At 60.5% G+C, this 17,117-nt stretch carries 23 protein-coding genes and 2 pseudogenes; 14 read left to right on the top strand and 11 right to left on the bottom strand.

The genetic code is table 11. The features are described from left to right. Window positions 1-26 precede the first annotated feature (26 nt). The 7 genes and pseudogenes from X756_RS137590 (at window position 27) to X756_RS1000000169115 (ending at window position 6,271) form a co-directional block, all read left to right on the top strand. On the top strand, window positions 27-968 hold the full coding sequence (locus tag X756_RS137590) for a substrate-binding domain-containing protein (protein WP_023697393.1): 942 nt from the start codon (window positions 27-29) through the stop codon (window positions 966-968). A 61-nt stretch (window positions 969-1,029) separates the two neighbouring features. Next, a complete protein-coding gene (locus X756_RS137595) occupies window positions 1,030-2,034 on the top strand; it encodes an ABC transporter permease (protein ID WP_050589322.1) in 1,005 nt (334 codons plus the stop codon). Then, entirely contained in the window at window positions 2,031-2,813 is a 783-nt protein-coding gene (locus tag X756_RS137600; protein ID WP_023693351.1) for an ATP-binding cassette domain-containing protein, read from the top strand. Before X756_RS137595 ends, X756_RS137600 begins: the two co-directional genes overlap by 4 nt. Window positions 2,814-2,823: 10 nt before the next feature. Next, on the top strand, window positions 2,824-3,999 hold the full coding sequence (locus X756_RS137605) for an aldose 1-epimerase family protein (protein WP_023697391.1): 1,176 nt from the start codon (window positions 2,824-2,826) through the stop codon (window positions 3,997-3,999). Between the two features lie 117 nt (window positions 4,000-4,116). Beyond that, the gene (locus tag X756_RS137610; RefSeq protein WP_023697390.1) at window positions 4,117-5,211 is read left to right on the top strand and encodes a fatty acid desaturase family protein; all 1,095 of its coding nucleotides are present in this window, start codon (window positions 4,117-4,119) and stop codon (window positions 5,209-5,211) included. A 27-nt stretch (window positions 5,212-5,238) separates the two neighbouring features. Then, window positions 5,239-5,531, top strand: a pseudogene (locus X756_RS01000000166230) (Rieske 2Fe-2S domain-containing protein). Window positions 5,532-6,103: 572 nt separating this feature from the next. Then, window positions 6,104-6,271: a hypothetical protein gene (locus X756_RS1000000169115; RefSeq protein WP_156935602.1), complete on the top strand. Its 168-nt coding sequence runs from the start codon at window positions 6,104-6,106 to the stop codon at window positions 6,269-6,271. Between the two features lie 253 nt (window positions 6,272-6,524). On the opposite strand, the gene X756_RS1000000168280 is transcribed toward X756_RS1000000169115, so the two are convergent. The 8 genes from X756_RS1000000168280 to X756_RS137640 form a co-directional block, all read right to left on the bottom strand. After that, window positions 6,525-6,698 carry a DUF3606 domain-containing protein gene (locus X756_RS1000000168280; protein ID WP_023731698.1) on the bottom strand — a complete coding sequence of 58 codons (174 nt, stop codon included), beginning with the start codon at window positions 6,696-6,698 and terminating at the stop codon, window positions 6,525-6,527. A 91-nt stretch (window positions 6,699-6,789) separates the two neighbouring features. Further along, a complete protein-coding gene (locus tag X756_RS1000000169110) occupies window positions 6,790-7,215 on the bottom strand; it encodes a hypothetical protein (RefSeq protein WP_156941437.1) in 426 nt (141 codons plus the stop codon). A gap of 202 nt (window positions 7,216-7,417) precedes the next feature. Then, window positions 7,418-7,786 carry a hypothetical protein gene (locus X756_RS137620; RefSeq protein ID WP_156941436.1) on the bottom strand — a complete coding sequence of 123 codons (369 nt, stop codon included), beginning with the start codon at window positions 7,784-7,786 and terminating at the stop codon, window positions 7,418-7,420. Window positions 7,787-7,897: 111 nt separating this feature from the next. After that, window positions 7,898-8,254, bottom strand: a complete 357-nt coding sequence (locus tag X756_RS137625; protein WP_023685250.1) for a hypothetical protein — start codon at window positions 8,252-8,254, stop codon at window positions 7,898-7,900. Between the two features lie 196 nt (window positions 8,255-8,450). Next, entirely contained in the window at window positions 8,451-8,963 is a 513-nt protein-coding gene (locus X756_RS137630; protein ID WP_023731696.1) for a DUF4142 domain-containing protein, read from the bottom strand. A 480-nt stretch (window positions 8,964-9,443) separates the two neighbouring features. Further along, window positions 9,444-9,671, bottom strand: coding sequence for a KTSC domain-containing protein (locus X756_RS137635; protein WP_023673160.1), 228 nt, complete (start codon window positions 9,669-9,671; stop codon window positions 9,444-9,446). Between the two features lie 37 nt (window positions 9,672-9,708). Then, window positions 9,709-9,903 (bottom strand): hypothetical protein, encoded by a 195-nt coding sequence (locus X756_RS1000000169105; protein WP_023713737.1) that lies wholly within the window; start codon window positions 9,901-9,903, stop codon window positions 9,709-9,711. 193 nt (window positions 9,904-10,096) lie between these two features. Continuing rightward, the gene (locus tag X756_RS137640) at window positions 10,097-10,282 is read right to left on the bottom strand and encodes a DUF3606 domain-containing protein (protein WP_023700484.1); all 186 of its coding nucleotides are present in this window, start codon (window positions 10,280-10,282) and stop codon (window positions 10,097-10,099) included. 126 nt (window positions 10,283-10,408) lie between these two features. Between X756_RS137640 and X756_RS01000000166225 the strand changes: the two are divergent. From X756_RS01000000166225 to X756_RS137650, 5 genes and pseudogenes are all read left to right on the top strand, one after another. Then, window positions 10,409-11,281 (top strand): annotated as a pseudogene (locus X756_RS01000000166225) (ATP-dependent DNA ligase). 71 nt (window positions 11,282-11,352) lie between these two features. Further along, window positions 11,353-11,589 carry a hypothetical protein gene (locus X756_RS1000000170165; RefSeq protein WP_023731693.1) on the top strand — a complete coding sequence of 79 codons (237 nt, stop codon included), beginning with the start codon at window positions 11,353-11,355 and terminating at the stop codon, window positions 11,587-11,589. After that, entirely contained in the window at window positions 11,525-11,746 is a 222-nt protein-coding gene (locus X756_RS0135800; protein WP_023734069.1) for a DUF768 domain-containing protein, read from the top strand. The genes X756_RS1000000170165 and X756_RS0135800 overlap by 65 nt, the downstream gene beginning before the upstream one ends. Next, window positions 11,743-11,973 (top strand): DUF768 domain-containing protein, encoded by a 231-nt coding sequence (locus X756_RS137645; RefSeq protein WP_023673149.1) that lies wholly within the window; start codon window positions 11,743-11,745, stop codon window positions 11,971-11,973. Before X756_RS0135800 ends, X756_RS137645 begins: the two co-directional genes overlap by 4 nt. Window positions 11,974-12,181: 208 nt before the next feature. Next, the gene (locus X756_RS137650) at window positions 12,182-12,844 is read left to right on the top strand and encodes an outer membrane protein (protein ID WP_023731692.1); all 663 of its coding nucleotides are present in this window, start codon (window positions 12,182-12,184) and stop codon (window positions 12,842-12,844) included. 316 nt (window positions 12,845-13,160) lie between these two features. On the opposite strand, the gene X756_RS1000000169100 is transcribed toward X756_RS137650, so the two are convergent. The 3 genes from X756_RS1000000169100 to X756_RS1000000168265 all read right to left on the bottom strand — a co-directional run bounded on the left by X756_RS1000000169100 (window position 13,161) and on the right by X756_RS1000000168265 (window position 14,321). Next, window positions 13,161-13,382 carry a hypothetical protein gene (locus X756_RS1000000169100; protein ID WP_023731691.1) on the bottom strand — a complete coding sequence of 74 codons (222 nt, stop codon included), beginning with the start codon at window positions 13,380-13,382 and terminating at the stop codon, window positions 13,161-13,163. A 40-nt stretch (window positions 13,383-13,422) separates the two neighbouring features. Beyond that, the gene (locus X756_RS137655; RefSeq protein WP_023713745.1) at window positions 13,423-13,614 is read right to left on the bottom strand and encodes a hypothetical protein; all 192 of its coding nucleotides are present in this window, start codon (window positions 13,612-13,614) and stop codon (window positions 13,423-13,425) included. Between the two features lie 218 nt (window positions 13,615-13,832). Further along, entirely contained in the window at window positions 13,833-14,321 is a 489-nt protein-coding gene (locus tag X756_RS1000000168265; protein ID WP_084569993.1) for a MucR family transcriptional regulator, read from the bottom strand. A gap of 241 nt (window positions 14,322-14,562) precedes the next feature. Here X756_RS1000000168265 and X756_RS137660 point away from each other — a divergent pair, with 241 nt between their 5' ends. Both X756_RS137660 and X756_RS137665 read left to right on the top strand, forming a co-directional pair. Continuing rightward, entirely contained in the window at window positions 14,563-15,312 is a 750-nt protein-coding gene (locus X756_RS137660; protein ID WP_023686036.1) for a Crp/Fnr family transcriptional regulator, read from the top strand. A gap of 1,316 nt (window positions 15,313-16,628) precedes the next feature. Then, window positions 16,629-16,877, top strand: coding sequence for a hypothetical protein (locus X756_RS137665; protein WP_023731690.1), 249 nt, complete (start codon window positions 16,629-16,631; stop codon window positions 16,875-16,877). Window positions 16,878-17,117: the final 240 nt, after the last annotated feature.

Below are 17,117 nucleotides of genomic sequence, written 5' to 3'. Positions count from 1 at the left end.
CGCAACTCCAACCAAGGGAGGAATGAATGTTGAAATTCGCATTGAAAGTGGCTGCCGCGGCAACGCTGGTAGCCGGGGTCTCCTTGAGCCTGCCGGCATTCGCCCAGGCCGGCCAGAAGACCTTCTATCTGCTGTCGCATGGTGGCCCTTCGGACGCGTTCTGGATCGACTGGAATGCCGGCGCGACCAAGGCCTGCGACCAGCTCAAGGTGACCTGCAAGATCTCGTTCAGCGGCGGCGACATGGCGGCGCAGAAGGAGGCTTTCAACTCGGCGCTCGCCGCCAAGCCGGACGGCATCGCTACCACCTCGGCTCAGCCCGGCCTGTGGACGGAGGAGGTGAAGGCCGCCAAGGCCGCCGGCATACCGATCGTGTTCTTCAACACCGACGATCCGGCGACCGGGCGTCAGGCCTATGTCGGGGCCGACCTCAGGGAAGCGGGCGTCATCTGGGCCAAGTATCTCGTCGACCACAAGATGGTGAAGCAGGGCGACAAGGTGTTCCTGCCGGTCGAAGTGCCGGGCGCCAGCTACCAGCAGCTCGAGACCGAGGGCATCGCCAGCGTCTTCGATCCGCTCGGCATCAAGTACGACGTGGTCGATTGCGGCACCGACCCGGCCGGCATCATCGCCAAGATGACCGACTACATGGTCGCCAACAATCCGCCGGCAATCATTGCACTCGGCGATTCCGTGGCAGCAAGCATCAAACGCGTCTTCGACGGGGCCGGTGTGTCGGCCGGCAAGGTCCCGGTCGTCGGCTGGGGCAACTCAAAGGAGACGGCCGAGGCGGTCAAGTCCGGCTTCGTCAATGCTGCGGCCTGGCAGTACCCGTCGGCGCAGGGCTTCATGCCGGTGGCGCTGCTCGGGCTTGCGGCCTCTGGCGAGCCGATCGGCTACGACATTCACACATTCAGCCTCTACGACGCCTCGAGCGTCGAGCCGATCCTGAAACTCTACAACAAGTGACGACAATCGGCGCCCGCCCCGAAATGGCGGGCCCCGGACGAAACGCATGGTCCTGACAGATATGGCAATCACAGCAGACGACGACACGCAGCGAGCGAAGGGCAGGTCTGCGCTGCTGCGCTCGCCGCAATTCTCCTCGCTCATCATCCTCATCGTGCTACTCGTGGTGTTCGCCATCGCCGACGGCAACTTCCTGTCGCCGCTCAACATATCCAACATGATGGCGTTCCTGCCCGAGCTCGGCATCATCGCTCTCGGCATGACGCTGCTGCTGACGGCGGGCGAGTTCGATCTGTCGGTCGGCGCCGTGTTCGGCCTTGCGCCCGTCGTGGTGATGCTGCTGGTGCAGAATGGCGGTATCGACATCGGCGTCGCCCTCCTGGCCGGGCTTGTGCTGTGCATCGCGATCGGCGCCATCAACGGGCTGATCGTCACCAAGATCGCCATTTCCTCGTTCCTGGTCACGCTGTCGATGCTGCTCGTCGTGCGCGGCGCGGCGCTCTACATCACGCAGGGATTCCCCCTGAAGTCGTGGGACCAGCCCGGCTTCTTCGTCACGCTGCTTGCCGGCAGCTTCAATGTAGGCTCGTTCCGGTTCTACACCTCGCTCTGGTGGTTCATCGGCCTGTCGCTGCTGGCGATTTACATCCTGCGCTACGCGAAGCTCGGCAACTGGATCAGCGCCATCGGCAGCAACCGCAACGCAGCGGTGGCGCGCGGCGTGCCGGCCGACGCGGTCAAGATCTGGCTGTTCATCCTGACCTCGGTGGTGGCCGGGCTGGCCGGCATGATCAGCGCGTTCCGGATTTCGGCCGCCTCGCCGGTGGCCGGCACCGGCTACGAACTCGAAGTGATCGCCATGGTGGTGGTCGGCGGCACGGCGCTCACTGGCGGGCGCGGCACCATCCTCGGCACCATCGTCGGCGCGCTGATGCTGCGCGCCATCCGCAACGGCATCGTGCTGATCGGCGTGCCGGGCTTGGCATACAACATCTTCGTCGGCGTCATCATCCTCGCCATGCTCATCCTGCACGCTTTGCTGCAGAAGAACGCCGCAAGGAGCTGACGATGGAAGTGCTGCGTCTGCAAGACCTGCAAAAGTCCTTCGGCAACGTGCGTGCGCTGAAGAACGCCTCGTTCACCCTCAACGAAGGCGAGGTGGTTGCCCTGCTCGGCGACAATGGCGCCGGGAAATCGACGCTGATCAAAGCGATCTCCGGCGTCTTCCCGGCCGACCACGGCGACATCTTCGTGCGCGGCGAGAAGGCATCGATCCGCTCGACGCGCGACGCGATGGACCTCGGCATCGAGACCATCCATCAGGACACATCGCTCGCGCCGGACCTCAGCATCGCGCGCAATCTTTTCCTGGGCCGGGAGCCGGTCAATTTCGGTTGGCTCGGCGTGTTCGCGCCGCTCGATCTCGCCAAGCTTCGCAACGCCGCCTCGGCGCTGCTGAAGCGGGTCGGCATTTCGAAAAAGCTCGATGCCGATGCACTGGTGAGCACGCTCTCGGGCGGTGAGCGGCAATCGATCGCGATCTCGCGCGCCATGCAGTTCGCCGCCAAGGTGATCATACTCGACGAGCCGACCAACAATCTTGGCGTCGAGGAAACCCACGGCGTGCTGCGCTTCGTCAAGGAGGTGCGCGACGCCGGCCACTCGGTGCTGCTCATCACCCACAACATCCACCACGTGTTCCAGGTCGCCGACCGCATCATCGTCATGCGCCGCGGCGAAATCGTCGCGGAACAGACGGTCGCCGACACCGACCTGTTGACGGTGGAAAGCATCATCACCGGCGCCGACATGTCGGCCTTGCTCAAGGAGGCGAGGGCAAAGTGAAGGACGTCGCATGGTAGAGCTTTACGGCAAGACGCTGTCGCGAAGGCAGGTGGCCGAGCGGTCCGGCATGCTGTCGCAGTTTGCCGGCGTGCGGCTGATGACGCTCGGCGACGGCGTGGAGCGCGGCATCCGGATGCTCGAGTTCCGCACCGGCTCCGGCCTGCGCTTCACGGCGCTGGTCGACCGGGCGCTCGATATCGCCGATTGCGACTTCCGGGGCCAGGCGATCGGCTGGCATTCGCCGAGCGGCTTTCGCCAGCCCGGACTGCACGAGCATGAAGGGGAGGACGGTTTCGCCTTTGGCCGGTCGTTCTCGGGGCTGCTCGTCACCTGCGGCCTCGACCATATACTGGGCCGGCAAGACGTGCCGGCCGAAAGCTACAATTATCCGGGGCGCAAGCGGGTATTGCACTCGCTGCATGGCCGCATCGGCACCGTGCCGGCGCGGCTGACCGGCTACGGCGAGGCCTGGGACGGCGACCGCTGCGTGCTGTGGGCGGAAGGCATTGTCCAGCAGGCAACCGTGTTCGGCGAGGATCTCCATTTGCTGCGCCGCATCGAGGCCGATGTCGGCGGCAGCGAGATCCGCCTTTCGGACCGCGTCGTCAATCATGGTTTCAGCCGCACGCCGCACATGTATTTCTATCACGTCAACGTCAGCCATCCCTTGCTCGACGAGGGTTCGCGCTACCTGGCGCCGATCCGGGATGTCGTCTGGGCGGCGCACGCCGGCGATCGTTACGAGGCGCAGAAGGTCGGCTACCGAACCGTGCCGGCGCCGCAGCTGGGATTCAGCGAGCAGGTCTGGGAGCACGAGCTTGGCGCCGATGCGGCGGGCGAGGTGCCGGTGGCCGTCGTCAATGACCAACTGGGGCTCGGCTTCGAGGTCGTTACCCGCAAGGATCAGCTGCCCTGCACCTATCAGTGGCAGAACTTCCAGGCAGGCCTATATGCGTTGGGAATCGAACCCTCGACGCATCATGTTCTGGGCAATCTCGCCGCGCGCGAACGGGGCGAGATGATCTGGCTGGACCATGGCGAAAGCCGCTCCTATGACGCCGTGTTCCGGGTGCTCGACGGTGCCGGTCAGATCGCCCAAGCGGAAGCGAGGATAGGGTCGATCGCCCGGCAGCCGCAACAGGATTACCCTGCGCCGTCGGGCGCTTTTGCGAGACTGCAGGCGTGACCGGCTTGAAACGCACGATCGGTTGCCGCGGCGGGCGGGAAGTGCGCCGGAATACGGAAGCAGGCGCGGCCCGGCCGACCCCAGGCGGCCCTTGCGGAGCGCAGGCGGGAAACGGAGATGACGATGACGGCAAGCAGGAAGCGCGACTACAGCCTGGTCGGTGAAAGCACCAAGCGCGCCATCGAGACCGGATTGGCTTCGGCCGAATGGTATCACACCGATGTCCCGCGCAGGGCGATCAAGGAGTTGATGCAACGCTCCGACGGGCCGGCGATCCGCGACACGATCATCTGGGTCGCGGCGATCCTGGTGTCGGCCGCCGGCATCGTATGGTTCTGGGGCACTTGGTGGGTGGTGCCGTTCCTGTTCGTCTATGGCGTGCTTTACGGCTCGTCGAGCGACTCGCGCTGGCACGAATGCGGCCACGGCACCGCGTTCCGGACGCGCTGGATGAACGATGTCGTCTACCAGATCTCAAGCTTCATGCTGATGCGCAACCCCGTGCAATGGCGCTGGAGCCATGCCCGCCATCACACCGATACCATCATCGTCGGCCGCGATGCCGAAATCGCCGTCATGCGTCCCCCAGATCTGTTGCGGGCGGCGCTCGCCTTCACCGGTATTCTCGATTTCCGCTATTCGCTGCCGACGCTGGTGCGCCAGGCGTTCGGCAAGCTGTCCGATGAAGAGAAGAGCTATATCCCCGAGATGGAGCAGCACAAGGCGGTGATCGCTGCGCGCTGGCATGTCGCCATCTATGCGGCGACAGTCGGGCTGGCGTTGTTCACGTGGTCGCTGCTGCCGCTCGTGCTGATCGGCCTGCCGCGCCTCTATGGCAGCTGGCACATGGTGCTGACAGGGTTGCTGCAGCATATCGGCCTGGCCGACAATGTCGTCGATCACCGGCTGAACACGCGCACCGTCTACATGAACCCGGTCAGCCGCTTCATCTACTGGAACATGAATTATCACGTCGAACACCATATGTTCCCGATGGTGCCCTATCATGCGCTGCCAAGACTGCACGAGCTGATCAAGCACGACTTGCCGGTGCCGAACCCGTCGATTTGGCATGCCTATCGCGAGGTCTGGCCGGTGCTGCTTCGACAGCTGAAATACGAGGATTTTTATCTCAAGCGGAAATTGCCACCGACAGCCAGACCCTATCGCGGCGAATTTCACCAGGTGGATATGTCGGCGGCCGCTGAATAGCGATAGCGAATTTTGCCGGAGCCGGAGATGGCTGACTGGATTGAAGCGTGCGCGGTGGACGACATCTCGAAAGAGGATGTCATCTGCTTCGATCCTCGCGGTTTGCTGCTCGCCCGATGACGAGTTCTTCGCCACCGACGGATATTGGACCCATGAGAAGGCGCATCTAGCCGAAGGGCTGGTGATCGACGACGTCATCGAATGCCTTGAAGCACATTGGCCGCTCTGCGACCGGCCAGGTCAAGGGCGCGCCGGTCTGCGTCAAGCTCGCGATCTATCCGATGAGAATCGAGGCCGGCAAGGTGATGATCCAGATCTGACGCGTGGTAACCGGTCCAGCACCGCGTTTAGCAAACTCAGAGTGACGTTTTCCTGAGCCGAAAGAGACAGACCGTCGCCGACGGGCGCGCCATGGAGGGTAAGCGCCAGCTGACCATGCTGCGCGTGCTGGTCATGGACGTGGCCGAGGGCCGCCGACCGGGCTGAGGTCGATCGTCTCGATGTCGCCGGAGTTGTGCTGAACCCTAGATCGCGATGCGGCCCCCAGCCTGTTCACCGTGCCGGCCTAGAATTTCTTCGAGATCGGCACCGCCGACTGTTTTCTTAGTTGGGCTTTCCGGCTCCACAAGACGGGCACCGACGCCGTCATTGCAGCGCCGGCTATGCCACGGTCACCGTGCCCAGACATATGTGCTTGGCCCTTTGACCCTGATCGACGAGGTCCTGATTCACTGCTGCTTCTGCTGATCAGCTTTGAGGTGCTGATTGTGCGGTTTGATCTGGCAGCGTTGATACTGGGCGCTACCGCGATCGAAGCGGAAGGACAGCGCCTACCGCAGCGGCAAAACGACCGCCTGAACAAGATCAGTGTGAGGGAAGGAGATGGAATTTATTGGTGCGCAGCGAGCGCGGCAAAGCTGCGCAGGTGATCGTGGCTGGAAAGCGTCGCTACAAAGGCGGTGCGTTGTCAGTTTGGAAGCCGACACGCGTCCGGCAGACGACGGTGATCTCGCTGGCTGACTGCGGCGCGGGATTATTATTGAACGACGGCAGGAAGTAGGCTCGGTGCCACGCCGTGCGTCCAGGACTCGGGTTGGAGTGGATTATGGTTCGGGGTGACGATAGCCGATCTGCGCAGCCTCGAACCTCCAGCGCTTGCCGCATGTTGGGCAGGGGTACAATTGTCACTTTCACGCTCGACCTGCTCCGCGTGTGCGTCAGGATGATGCTACACTCAAATTCTCACCACGGCTCAAGGTTCTCCTCGGCAGCGAGGCTTCATGCCGTAAGCGAGCCGCCCCGGGAAACTGATTTCAATTCCTTCGCAGCCGCAACGAGGCGCGGTCATTCCCGACGGCTTTGATGAGCTCCATCACCTGCTCAGGCGTGATGCCGTTCTGCTGGGCAAAATGGAAGAGTTCGTTGCGTTCGTTGGACGAGACCCGGTTCCTGTCGCGAAAATCACGCTCGGTTTTGTTGTCCGTCATCATCTTCTCCTTTCAACCTCAATTCGCCGGCCCGAACCGCCCGCTGGAGCAAAACCCGAGACCGCCGAACGCGGAGGCTGATCGAGCCTCGCTAGGGCTGCTGCGAGTAGACGAAAGCTCCAACTGGCGAAAGCTGGAGGAGCTTGTCGAATGCCGGGGTGGAGTCGGCGCACGCCGTGGCATCGCGTCGGCGACCTTCACCACCCGCCCAGAACACGGACGGGAGCAGCCTCGGAAAGATCCGCCCACCAGGCAATGAAGCTACGCGAACACCGAGTTCCTCGTCAGCAGACGCTCTCGTGGATGTCTTACACCCGGCATTCTCGCCGGAATGATCGAAGTGGATGGCGAGGCCAAAGGCGAGCGCTCGCTCGGCGATCATATTGACAAGATGGCTTTCGCCGATCGACAGCGCCGGAACGGCCTCTTTCAACGCCTCGAGAGCATGCCGTATCGACAAAAGACCCCGCCGCTTGCGGCTGCTCACATATTGATCGATCAGGGATTCCAGTGGCATCTGCCTGCCTCCGCTTCGGACAGGATCTCGTAGCGTGGCTGCGGAGCAACAGCATTCACATTGGTTAAGAGATGGCGGCGAACGCCATCATGCATGCCGCCAAAAACAGACGGCGGTGGGGCTGGCTGATTACCCCGGGTTGGAGCGCTACCCTCGGATAAGCATGGCACGACCGTCGCGCCGGGTTCGGACATTTTCGGTGCTACTGCTCCGGTACCGCGGAGGTTTGTGGATGGTTGCGTGCCGCCTCGGCGATTTCCGGAATGAATTTCGTCGCGGTGCAGCTTCGGTTTACATTGGCGCGGGCGGTAAATACCTCTTGCCCGCAGACTTGCGAAGCGAGCGCGATCGGCACGTGCACCGCCAGTGGCAACTCGGTCTCAGCCACTCCCAGATGTCTTGCAACCTGTTGCTTCACCTCCGGCCGGCCGAGCGAGACGTCAACGCCGACATCATCCTTGGCGGTCGGCGACGATCCTTGCGCCGGCAGTCGACCCTGCTTGGCTGTTTGCGACGAGTCGCCGGATTGCTGCGCGGGCTGACTTGTCTGCGCAGATGCCTCGACGCCCAAAGTCAGCGAGGCCGCCAGTCCCAAAAAAGCCCGGAGCCCCAAAGACGCAACCCGAAGTCCGAATGTGCTCATTGTCATGTTCCTCACCGTGCGGGGTTCAACCTGGCGCGCTCAGAGTTCGGTGTTGCTTCGGCCTCTTTCGAAGACAGGGATGTCTTCCTCCTCCTCATCATTGTCACCGGTTGGTATGTCCTCGGCGTAGCTGCGGGTCAGTTCCTCGGTTTCGCTTAAGCCGTCGATCGTCTCATTGGCGCCTGCCCCTTCATCATGACGACCGGTAATTTCGCTGCGGGGCCTTGCGCCGATCGGCTGGTCGACATCGTCGGCTCCCCCGAAACCTGGCTCCGCGCCGTGCCTGTCTTCGTGGCCCACGGGGCTGTCCAACACGGCGGCATCCTCCGGGCGAATGGGTTCATCATTGGCGAAGTCACTTCGTCTCGAATGCGAGGTCTCGTTTTGCTTTGGCATGTCAGGTCTCCTGTTCGTTTGGCAAATTCGACGACGCTGGTGCTTGCACGCCGGACTACCTGAGCGACGCACCCTTTAGAGTTCCTGCATCGACGACCGCTTGAAGGTTGCAGCGTCCCTGGGGGCGGAGGCAGTGCCAGAGGGTTGGCACAGACTCCACAGCGCCGCGAAGAACCAACGTCGTGGCCAGATCCACTCAGCCCTGAGAACCGCTCTTGCTCAGTTGCTGGGCATGTTTGGAATGCTGCCGGATGACCGGCGCGGTCTTTTTCGCATGGGCCGCCAGATGTTTTTCCTGACCATTTTCCGCATAGGAGGTCATCAGCGTCAGGGCTTCCTGGTGCGCTGCAACCTGGGCGTCGACGTAGGCGTTATCGAACGCCCCGCTGCTGTCGTTGCTCAATGCTTCCAATTGGGCAGCATGCTTGCTTGTCATCTCCGGTGCCACTGCGACGTCGTCCTTCTTTGCCGCCGCAATGAGCCGCTTGGAAGAATTCGTGTGGTCCTTGATCATCATGCGAGCGAATTCCTTCACTCGTGATGTCTTCGATTTCCGCAGCGCCAACTCACTCGACTGGATCTCGAACATGTCTGAACTCGCAGCTGCTTTGACAAATTCCTGCGGGGACGTCGTCGCGGTCTGAGCCATTGCCCCCGGGCTGATGAGACCGATGGCGATCGCAGCCAAAAGCACTTTGACGAAATGCATGTTGTGCTCCTGCAATATTGCTTAACTGGCCCAACACGGCCGAGCTGCCGTTGTTCCCCTTTTTGTGACAATAAATACCGGGCGGCAGGCGTAGACCCCGAATGGCTCCTGCTCAGCGCTTTGATCATAGATCCGGCCGTATTGCAGGACCGGTGACTGCGCGGAGCTCAGCGCGGTTCTCCGATAAGGCACTATGATCGCAGAGCAGCCGACCGACTTCGTAAGCCCAGTGGATGCGCAGGAGTGCGCTGTTTGCCGACCCGTCGCCGTGGGTCACGCGTCGTGGCAGACCTGTCCGACAGGTCCATGAAAACTTCTGCAAAGCTGCGATGATGATGGGCAAATAGGCCCAGCACCTAGCTTAGTATAATACGCGCCCGCTGGCCCGGCCGGCCGGCTTTTCGTTTGCCCTCGGAACCTGGTCAATTCGCACAGTTGCTCCCCTGCGATGGCGCGGGCCGCCTCGAATCTGAAGTTCTGTCAATCGCCCGACGCGGCTGCTGCCCTCCCTGCCGCGAGCCGGAATGCATAACGATTGCGGATGTGGCTGTTAAAATAGACGCCCTTGGCAAAGGCAGCTTTGAACGCGGCAACGGCCTCAGCAGGTACGTCCAAAAACTCGTAATGCTTCCCGCTCGCTACAAACCAAACCGAGAGAACCCTGGTGTTCGGGTCATAGTCGAACTTGCGTATCGAAGTCGACGGCATGGTAGGCCATCCAAACTCAGCCGGGTTGGATCGCCAGCTACAGGCTGAAACTGTATTCGAAGACGTGCCCGCGCTTCTCGTCGGCAACCCTGATCCAAATGGGTTCGCTGGTGCGCAGGGTGACGTCGCGCTCCGTCGCTTCCCGCGCCGCCCTGATCGGCGTTGTCGCGTGCACGATGTGGGTAGCCGTCACGGTATCGCCATCCATTTCCTCAACGTGGTATTTTGGCACTTGTGTTCCTAAGCGTCTAGTTCGAGAGGCTGATCGTGATCCGGATCGGCATGATAAGCGACCTGGCGAAAGTCGCGCATATCGATCTGTTGGCCGCAAACAGGGCAAGGCATGAAATGATCGAGCTCGCTCGCGGGCGGGCCTTCATGTCGGTGCCCAATTATTGGTCTGCCGAGATCCGATAGCCTGGTCATTATTTCCGCAGAGCCTTCGCTTCTCGCTCCAGCGTTTCGCGTTGGTTGCCGTGCTTCGCGATCAATTCCTTGACCTGCTGCGGGGTGATCCCGGCCTTGGCTGCGAAATACTCGACTTCATAATCCTCATCGGCCGAGACACGGTCCCGATCGCGAAAATCCCGCTTGCTCTTGTCGTCGGCCATATCGATTCCTCCTTCGCTCATCCCGCAACGCCGAGTTGACGTGTTTGTTGCACCCAAGAGGCTGATTTCCGGTTTCGGAACTATTTTAGCTTAATCTTATTGAATTGCCGGAGGGCGGATCAGTGCATGCGTTTGAAGTTCATCGAGCCGTTGATGCCGACCCTTGTGGAGAAGCTCCCGAGGGTGAAGGCTGGACTCACGAGGTCAAGTTCGACGGCTACCGATCGCAGATGATCATCGATGAAGACGGCACACGCATTTATACGCGCAACGGCCACGACTGGACCGCGAAATATCGCGACCTGGTGGGGGAGGCAAAGAGTCTTGGTGCCGAAAGCGCGATTGTCGACGGTGAGATCATCGTCTTGAACGAAGCTGGCCTTTCGGACTTCGGCGACCTGCGCAAAGCGATCACCCGCCGACAGCAAGACCTCTATTTCGTCGTCTTCGATCTATTGCACCTCAATGGGCACGATCTGCGCGACATGGCGCTTGAGGAGCGGCGCGAGATCCTGGCCAGCATGATCAAGCCCGGGCGGCGTATTCAGTTCAGCGAGCCTCTGCCCGGCGAAGCCAAGGCGATCCTCCACTTGCTCGACCAAGCCGGACTTGAAGGCATGGTGTCGAAGCGGAAGGACAGCAAATACCGCAGCGGTCCGTCGGCCAACTGGCTGAAGGCCAAGTGCTATGCGATCGACGAGTTCGATCTGCTCGGCGTCGAGCGTGAAGCGGACAAGCCGGCTTTCGCTCTCATGGCCGAGCGGGGCACAGGGCGCTATGTCGGCAGCGCGTTCGTCACCTTGAACCGGGAAATGCGCGAGAGCTATGGAAACGCAAGAGCACCCAGGCACGGCGCCCAAGGGCGTCATGAAGCGGCCTGCGACGCAATGGGTCAAGCCGGGGCTGATCGGCCGCGTAAAGCACCTGCGCGGCGAGGATGACCTGCGCCACGCCTCACTGCAGGACTTCCGAGAGGATGACACAGATGGCCGTGGCTAGGAAAGATCAGGAGCGCGCCACCTACGCCTGGATGTACGCCCAAGCGAGCAAGGATGGCAAGGAGACGTGCGGTGCCAGCCTACTGGGGAGAGCATGCCGACGCGTGGCTGCAGGGCTTTGACGGTGAGCCGGTGGCCGCCTTCGGCAAGACCAAGACTGTCAACGACGAAATGGAAGCCGAGGTCGACGAAGCTGCCGTCGAGCGCCTGCTGGAACCTAAGCGCTGGATCGAGCTTAGGCTTCATGAGCACACGCGGCGTCAACTTTCTCGATCGCTGGATCGGCAACAATTTCCCCGAAACGGCTAAGACCGACGCCGTTTCGGTAAGTGAGTACATACACAAATTGTATGCCGACGCTAAAGCCTTGACGATCGAGCGCGAAGAGATCGACGAAGAGGTTGATAGCCTATATCGGACGCTGGTCGATGCCGTCGTGCACTTTGCCCCAGGTGTTCCCGAATGAGCAAGCCGGCCGTCCTATTTTTGAACCAATGGATAAAAAAACACGATCTATCCGACGCCGGTGCGCCGAAAGAGCGAGCGGAGATCGAGCAGCTCGCAAAGCGCTTAATCGCCGACGCGGAGGCTGAGGGGATTGCGGAAAGCGAGCTGACCGAGGCGTTCGACGACAAGGAGGTCGACAGCCTTTATCGTACCCTCCTCGATGTTAATTCTGGGATACCGGAATGAGTGTTCCCGGGCCTGAAGGTTCTGGACAGTTGGGTGGCCGAGCAGTTTCCCACTGTGGCGAGGGGCGATCCGATCGCCACCAGCGAGTTGGCATAAGGTTCTCATGTAAGTGCGGGCGGCCGATTTGAATTCGGCCAACTGTGGCAGAAAAACAACTGCATCAATCGGCGCGCTCTGCTACCAAAAAGGTAGTTACAGGAGATCACCTATGAACAAGCTGCTTCTTGGTCTGTCGTTGTCTCTGCTGGCTTCGTCGGCGTATGCTGCCGATGCCATCGTTGCAGAAGCCGCGCCGGTCTTTAGCTGGACGGGTGGGTACGTCGGCCTACAGGCAGGCTATGCTTGGGGGAATGGCAACATAGACGAAATCGGTGGGCCGGGCTTTGTCGACACAGATCCCGACGGGTTCCTTGGTGGCGTCTACGCCGGTTACAACTATCAGATGTCCAATAACATTGTGATTGGCGCGGAGCTGGACGTCGTATATGCGAATGTTGATGGCAGCGGCCAAGTCTTCAGCGCTCCTGGTATCCCGATCCCGGGCGGCATCGCCACCGAAGAACTCAACTGGAGTGCGGCGGCAAGACTGCGCCTAGGATATGCCGTTGATCGCTTTCTTCCTTATATTGCGGGTGGCGTTGCGTTTGGCGATGTCGACATAAGTAATAATGGAGGCGGACCTTCGTTCGGAGATACATTCACAGGATGGACGATAGGCGTGGGCTTGGATTATGCCATGACCGACAATCTGCTGCTGCGAGGCGAGTATCGCTATACCGACTTCGGTACAGAATCCTTTGGTGGTCTGGTCAATGCCGACGTTGATCTGAAGACCAACGAGGTTCGCTTCGGCATCGCCTACAAGTTCTAATCCCCTGATGTCATAATAGCCTGTCGCTCACCGCGACGGGCTTTTTTGTGCAAGAACCGTTTGCGGCGATCCCCTCAACGGAGTTCGCTACCATGGTCAAGACGAAAACCCCTCACAACACGTTTCGCAGGAACAGCTCGCCCGCTTCAAGATCGAGGCGGAACGGCTGCACAAGGCAATCGTTGGCCCGATTGTCGCCGATCTGCGACAATCACCAGGCCGTGCAGGATCCGCATGAAGTGCTGCTCAAGGCCGTGAAACAATCACCGACAGGGATTCGCTATCCGATGGCCTCTTACAGGTCCGGCGTCGCTGCCTAGTGCTGGATAGGTGGAGTCCCGAGACCGGGGAAGGGCAGCACGTTGCCGCCCGTCCCCCGCCGGCGGCGCAGTTCAACCTCTCGATAGACGAGGATGCCCATCACCATTTCCGCGCTGGCGATTTCCGATCTCGATGGCAACGACTTGAGCAATTGGTGCAGTTGTCGCGTTTCCATGGTCGCAATGTGGCCGGCGATGGCTTCGATGCTATCGCCCAAATTTCGCCAGTAACCCTGCGGACCTCTGCATAGGCTTGCTCTACAGCCGCGAAAACGTGTTGAGATGCAGACGCGACCTTTGGCCTTCTGCAAAGGCCAAGGCATAGGATTCGAGCTTGAATGATCGGGTGAGTTCCTGGTCTTCCTCGATCACGCGGACAAACCACTCGCCACAGGGTTCGCCAACTTCGACACAAAGGCGTGCTTTGCGAATTGGAATTATGTCAGCCATGGCGTTGCCTCCCAGCAATCAGGCCAAGCGGAGATTAACGTCGTAAGCGGCCTACAACAAGAAAAGGTTGGGCAGCAATACGAAGCTGAGGTGTGGGCACAAATGGCCGGCGCCATGGGTTGGGGAACCTGGGTGGGCACCGGCCAAGAGCGGACAGGTCCGCCGCGATGCATACATCGCCGATTGGTGCCGCGGTGGTAATGGTGTGATAGCGGAAGCTACGCTTTAGCCTTAGCCGTCGGCCTTGCCTTGCCCGTTGCAGTTGCCGTGGGCTGCGGTGCCTTCCTACCCAGACCGATCGACTTCGCCATGGCAGACCGTGAGGCCGCATAGTTGGGAGCGACCATCGGATAAGTGGATGGCAAGTTCCACTTCGTTCGATACGCGTCAGGAGTGAGACCGAAATGCACGCGCAGATGTCGCCGAAGGGTTTTGAACCGCTTACCATCTTCAAGACAGATGATGTAATCGGGAAATACTGACTTCTTTGGATTTACCGCAGGCACTGGTTCTTCGGTCGCGGCAGCCACGCGATGGCCAATCCCAGACAGCGACGCGTGCACTGAGGCTATCAGGTCCGCCAAACCCGCGACCGGCACGGGATTGTTGCTGACGTACGCCGATACCACATCCGCCGTGAGTTCTACCAGTTCAGGGGCGTGGTCGGGGCGTCGGTCATGGTGTGAGTCCTCGAATTTGAGAACGATCTATTATAGCTGCTGCCGCAGCTGCGCAACACGAGGCCCGATGATGGGCCGCTTCCCTCTAAGCACCAATCCTGTTGAGCCTGTGTTTGCCGATGGAGGAAAGGACCATCCGAAGCAGTGCCAGACTTATCACAGGTTAAGTCGGTCCGGTGTTTATGATATAAGGTCGGGCATCATTCGCGTTCTGCTGGCCGCGGGTGACTGAGAGACCATAGCGCTCCCGCCCAAACGGAGAGCCGACATGCTTTATCAAAGCCCATTAACCGCCAAGTTCCATCGTGCCTTCACCCTCACGTCAGGTGAGCGTCAAGCTCTCGACGCGGTAAGAATAAGGATCGTTGCGATTGGCGCAAACCAGAACTTGGTTCGGGAAGGCGACCAGCCGTCCCGGTGCATAATGGTCCTGGCTGGCTTAGCCAGCACCTCGAAGGTAACAGGAGACGGGAAGCGTCAGGTCACTGCTTATCATGTGCCTGGCGACATGCCCGATCTGTTGAGCCTGCACCTCGATCTGTTGGATAGCGACGTTCGAACGGTGAGCGCTTGCAGTGTTGGCTTCATAGATCACTCGGCTATCCGGCTGCTCTGCGAACGCCACCCCAGGCTGGCGGCAAATCTTTGGCGAACGACACTGGTTGATGCATCGATTTTCCGCGAATGGGTGGTCAATGTCGGGAAGCGCCAAGCGCTTGGCCGAGTGGCCCACCTTCTCTGTGAAATTATGCTACGTATGGAAGATGCCGGACTTGCGTCCGATCAAACCTGCGCTTTTGGTGTGACTCAAGCTGACCTTGGCGAGGCGACAGGGCTGTCGGCAGTCCACATCAACCGCACGCTCAAGTCTCTTCGGGAGAAGCACCTTACATCACTTGTGAATGGCCAATTGACCATCCATGATTGGGAAGGACTGGCCTTTCTTGCTGAGTTCCGGCACGATTACCTGCACTCAGCAAGGAACAATAAAACGGCCGAGTTCATGTCAATGCACTGATTGCTCCAGGGAAAAATCGCCAGAAATGCGGATTGGCTCCAAGGGTAGCCGGACCACTTGTTGGCCTTCGCTGACCATCAGCGGTGCGATCGCCCCCTCAACATGGTCAATGCTTTGATGGCGCGTCGAAGCGTTAGCGCAAGGGGTTCACTTGCGCGCAGAGTGCGTTCGGATGCTTACCGGCCCACATGGGCGTTGACTGTCCGTATGGCCGTCTGCGTAGCACCATCCATCCCCTCAACGTGATACTTCGGCACTACAGGGTTTCCACCTCTCTTCATGGCTTTCGATTGGCCGCGCGATCGACCAATTTGTGGGCTCAGCCGCATCAATTCGAGCCCCGCTATTGGCTAGCGACTGTGGAAGAGGTTCCTGGGGCACGCCATGCCGGCGCCCAAGGGAATAAATCTCGGCGACGCAATGGGTCAAGCCCGGGGCTCATGCGTCGCTGCAGATTTCGGGAGGACGGCGGATATTCGCTTTTCTCCGACCGAAAGCGTGCCAAGGGACGTCGCCAGCTAAACAGCAACCGGCGTTGACGCTTGGGAGCGCCTGGCAGCGTTCACGGTGGCCTGTATGGGCGCTCGACATTTCGCGAGTGGCATGTGTTGCGAGCTTGTTGCAGATCATGTTCGCACCATGCAACGGCAAAACGCCTCATCGAGCGCTATGGAAAAGCCGCATTGTCAGTTCGGTCGAGCGAGCGCTTTTCTGCACGAGTTGTGACAGGGGAGGGCCTGTCAGGCTTGGAATTCACAAGCTGCAACGCAATTGAGGAAGAAGCCGAAAGGGTGCAAGACCAGATCGATTTCTTGCAGCCAAACTCGGCTCTGGTGTGGTTCAATCCTGTTTGCATCATCGCGGATCAGCGGTCGGACTGTCGAGAACTGAACTGCGCGATCTCAGCCGGTGGGCTTCGAACCAAAACATGCGGACCACCGCGGACGGGGACAGTCGGTCCCGCGTCCCGTCCTGCGGCCGGCGCTATGCTGACGCTCCTACGGCTGTCCTGTTCACCGCCCGCGGCGGGGGGCGAATTTCCTCCGTCCTGCGCGCGACAATTGTCCGCTGTTGCGGCCGCGCGCAGGACTGCGGCTTATGCGCCGTTCTTCCTTGAGCGCCGACGGTCGCCGGCGCGGTGCTTGGGCATGCAACCGAATCCCAGGCAGCGTATTGACATGTATCCGAGTTCCTCATGTCCGAGTAGACGGCACTCTCAACAAAAGGCGCAAACGGCCCAGAGACTCGGCCAATCTCGATCCGGCAAGGAGATCGCCGCTGCTGTCGGCGTCAAGCTGACGCATCCGGACAAGGTCATGTATCCAGGCACCAAGGTGACCAAATCCACACTCGCCGCCTACTACGCAGTGGTCGCCGAGAAGATGCTGCCGCACATTCAGGATCGGCCGCTGTCGCTGGTGCGCGATACTCACGGCGACCTGCAGCAGACCTTCTTTCAGAAGCACAGACTGTCAAGCGTGCCCAGGGCCATCCATGATGGCCAGTTGGAGAAGGTGTCCGGTAAGGAAAGCCGCATCTCGTGGTCGATGACTTGGCTGGGCTGATCGCGGGCGTCCAGATGAATGTGCTCGAATTCCACATCTGGGGAAGCCGTCGCCAGCAGCCGCATCTGCCGCACCCGAGGACGCCGCGGTCGTGCTGGTCCGCTCCTATTTGTGCGGCGCCACGGTCGTGGATGAGACCACCATCTGCGGCGGAAAGAAAATCTTCGACGGGCACCTGGGTGCCCCCGTTTAACTTCGGTGTCTTCCCGGACCCGCGCGCGATCAGTCATCAGCAGGTGA

The sequence above is a fragment of the Mesorhizobium sp. LNJC405B00 genome (assembly GCF_000502615.1).
Taxonomy (GTDB): Bacteria; Pseudomonadota; Alphaproteobacteria; order Rhizobiales; family Rhizobiaceae; genus Mesorhizobium.
Note: the sequence above shows the minus strand (reverse complement) of the source record. Positions and strands in the feature narration are given on the sequence as shown.

Coding starts and splice junctions, on each gene's coding strand:
- X756_RS137590 (WP_023697393.1), top strand. CDS start 27: ATGTTGAAATTCGCATTGAAAGTGGCTGCCGCGGCAACGCTGGTAGCC.
- X756_RS137595 (WP_050589322.1), top strand. CDS start 1,030: ATGGCAATCACAGCAGACGACGACACGCAGCGAGCGAAGGGCAGGTCT.
- X756_RS137605 (WP_023697391.1), top strand. CDS start 2,824: ATGGTAGAGCTTTACGGCAAGACGCTGTCGCGAAGGCAGGTGGCCGAG.
- X756_RS137610 (WP_023697390.1), top strand. CDS start 4,117: ATGACGATGACGGCAAGCAGGAAGCGCGACTACAGCCTGGTCGGTGAA.
- X756_RS1000000168280 (WP_023731698.1), bottom strand. CDS start 6,698: ATGACGGACAACAAAACCGAGCGTGATTTTCGCGACAGGAACCGGGTC.
- X756_RS1000000169110 (WP_156941437.1), bottom strand. CDS start 7,215: ATGCCACTGGAATCCCTGATCGATCAATATGTGAGCAGCCGCAAGCGG.
- X756_RS137625 (WP_023685250.1), bottom strand. CDS start 8,254: ATGCCAAAGCAAAACGAGACCTCGCATTCGAGACGAAGTGACTTCGCC.
- X756_RS137630 (WP_023731696.1), bottom strand. CDS start 8,963: ATGCATTTCGTCAAAGTGCTTTTGGCTGCGATCGCCATCGGTCTCATC.
- X756_RS137635 (WP_023673160.1), bottom strand. CDS start 9,671: ATGCCGTCGACTTCGATACGCAAGTTCGACTATGACCCGAACACCAGG.
- X756_RS137640 (WP_023700484.1), bottom strand. CDS start 10,282: ATGGCCGACGACAAGAGCAAGCGGGATTTTCGCGATCGGGACCGTGTC.
- X756_RS0135800 (WP_023734069.1), top strand. CDS start 11,525: ATGAGCACACGCGGCGTCAACTTTCTCGATCGCTGGATCGGCAACAAT.
- X756_RS137645 (WP_023673149.1), top strand. CDS start 11,743: ATGAGCAAGCCGGCCGTCCTATTTTTGAACCAATGGATAAAAAAACAC.
- X756_RS137650 (WP_023731692.1), top strand. CDS start 12,182: ATGAACAAGCTGCTTCTTGGTCTGTCGTTGTCTCTGCTGGCTTCGTCG.
- X756_RS137655 (WP_023713745.1), bottom strand. CDS start 13,614: ATGGCTGACATAATTCCAATTCGCAAAGCACGCCTTTGTGTCGAAGTT.
- X756_RS137660 (WP_023686036.1), top strand. CDS start 14,563: ATGCTTTATCAAAGCCCATTAACCGCCAAGTTCCATCGTGCCTTCACC.
- X756_RS137665 (WP_023731690.1), top strand. CDS start 16,629: ATGTATCCAGGCACCAAGGTGACCAAATCCACACTCGCCGCCTACTAC.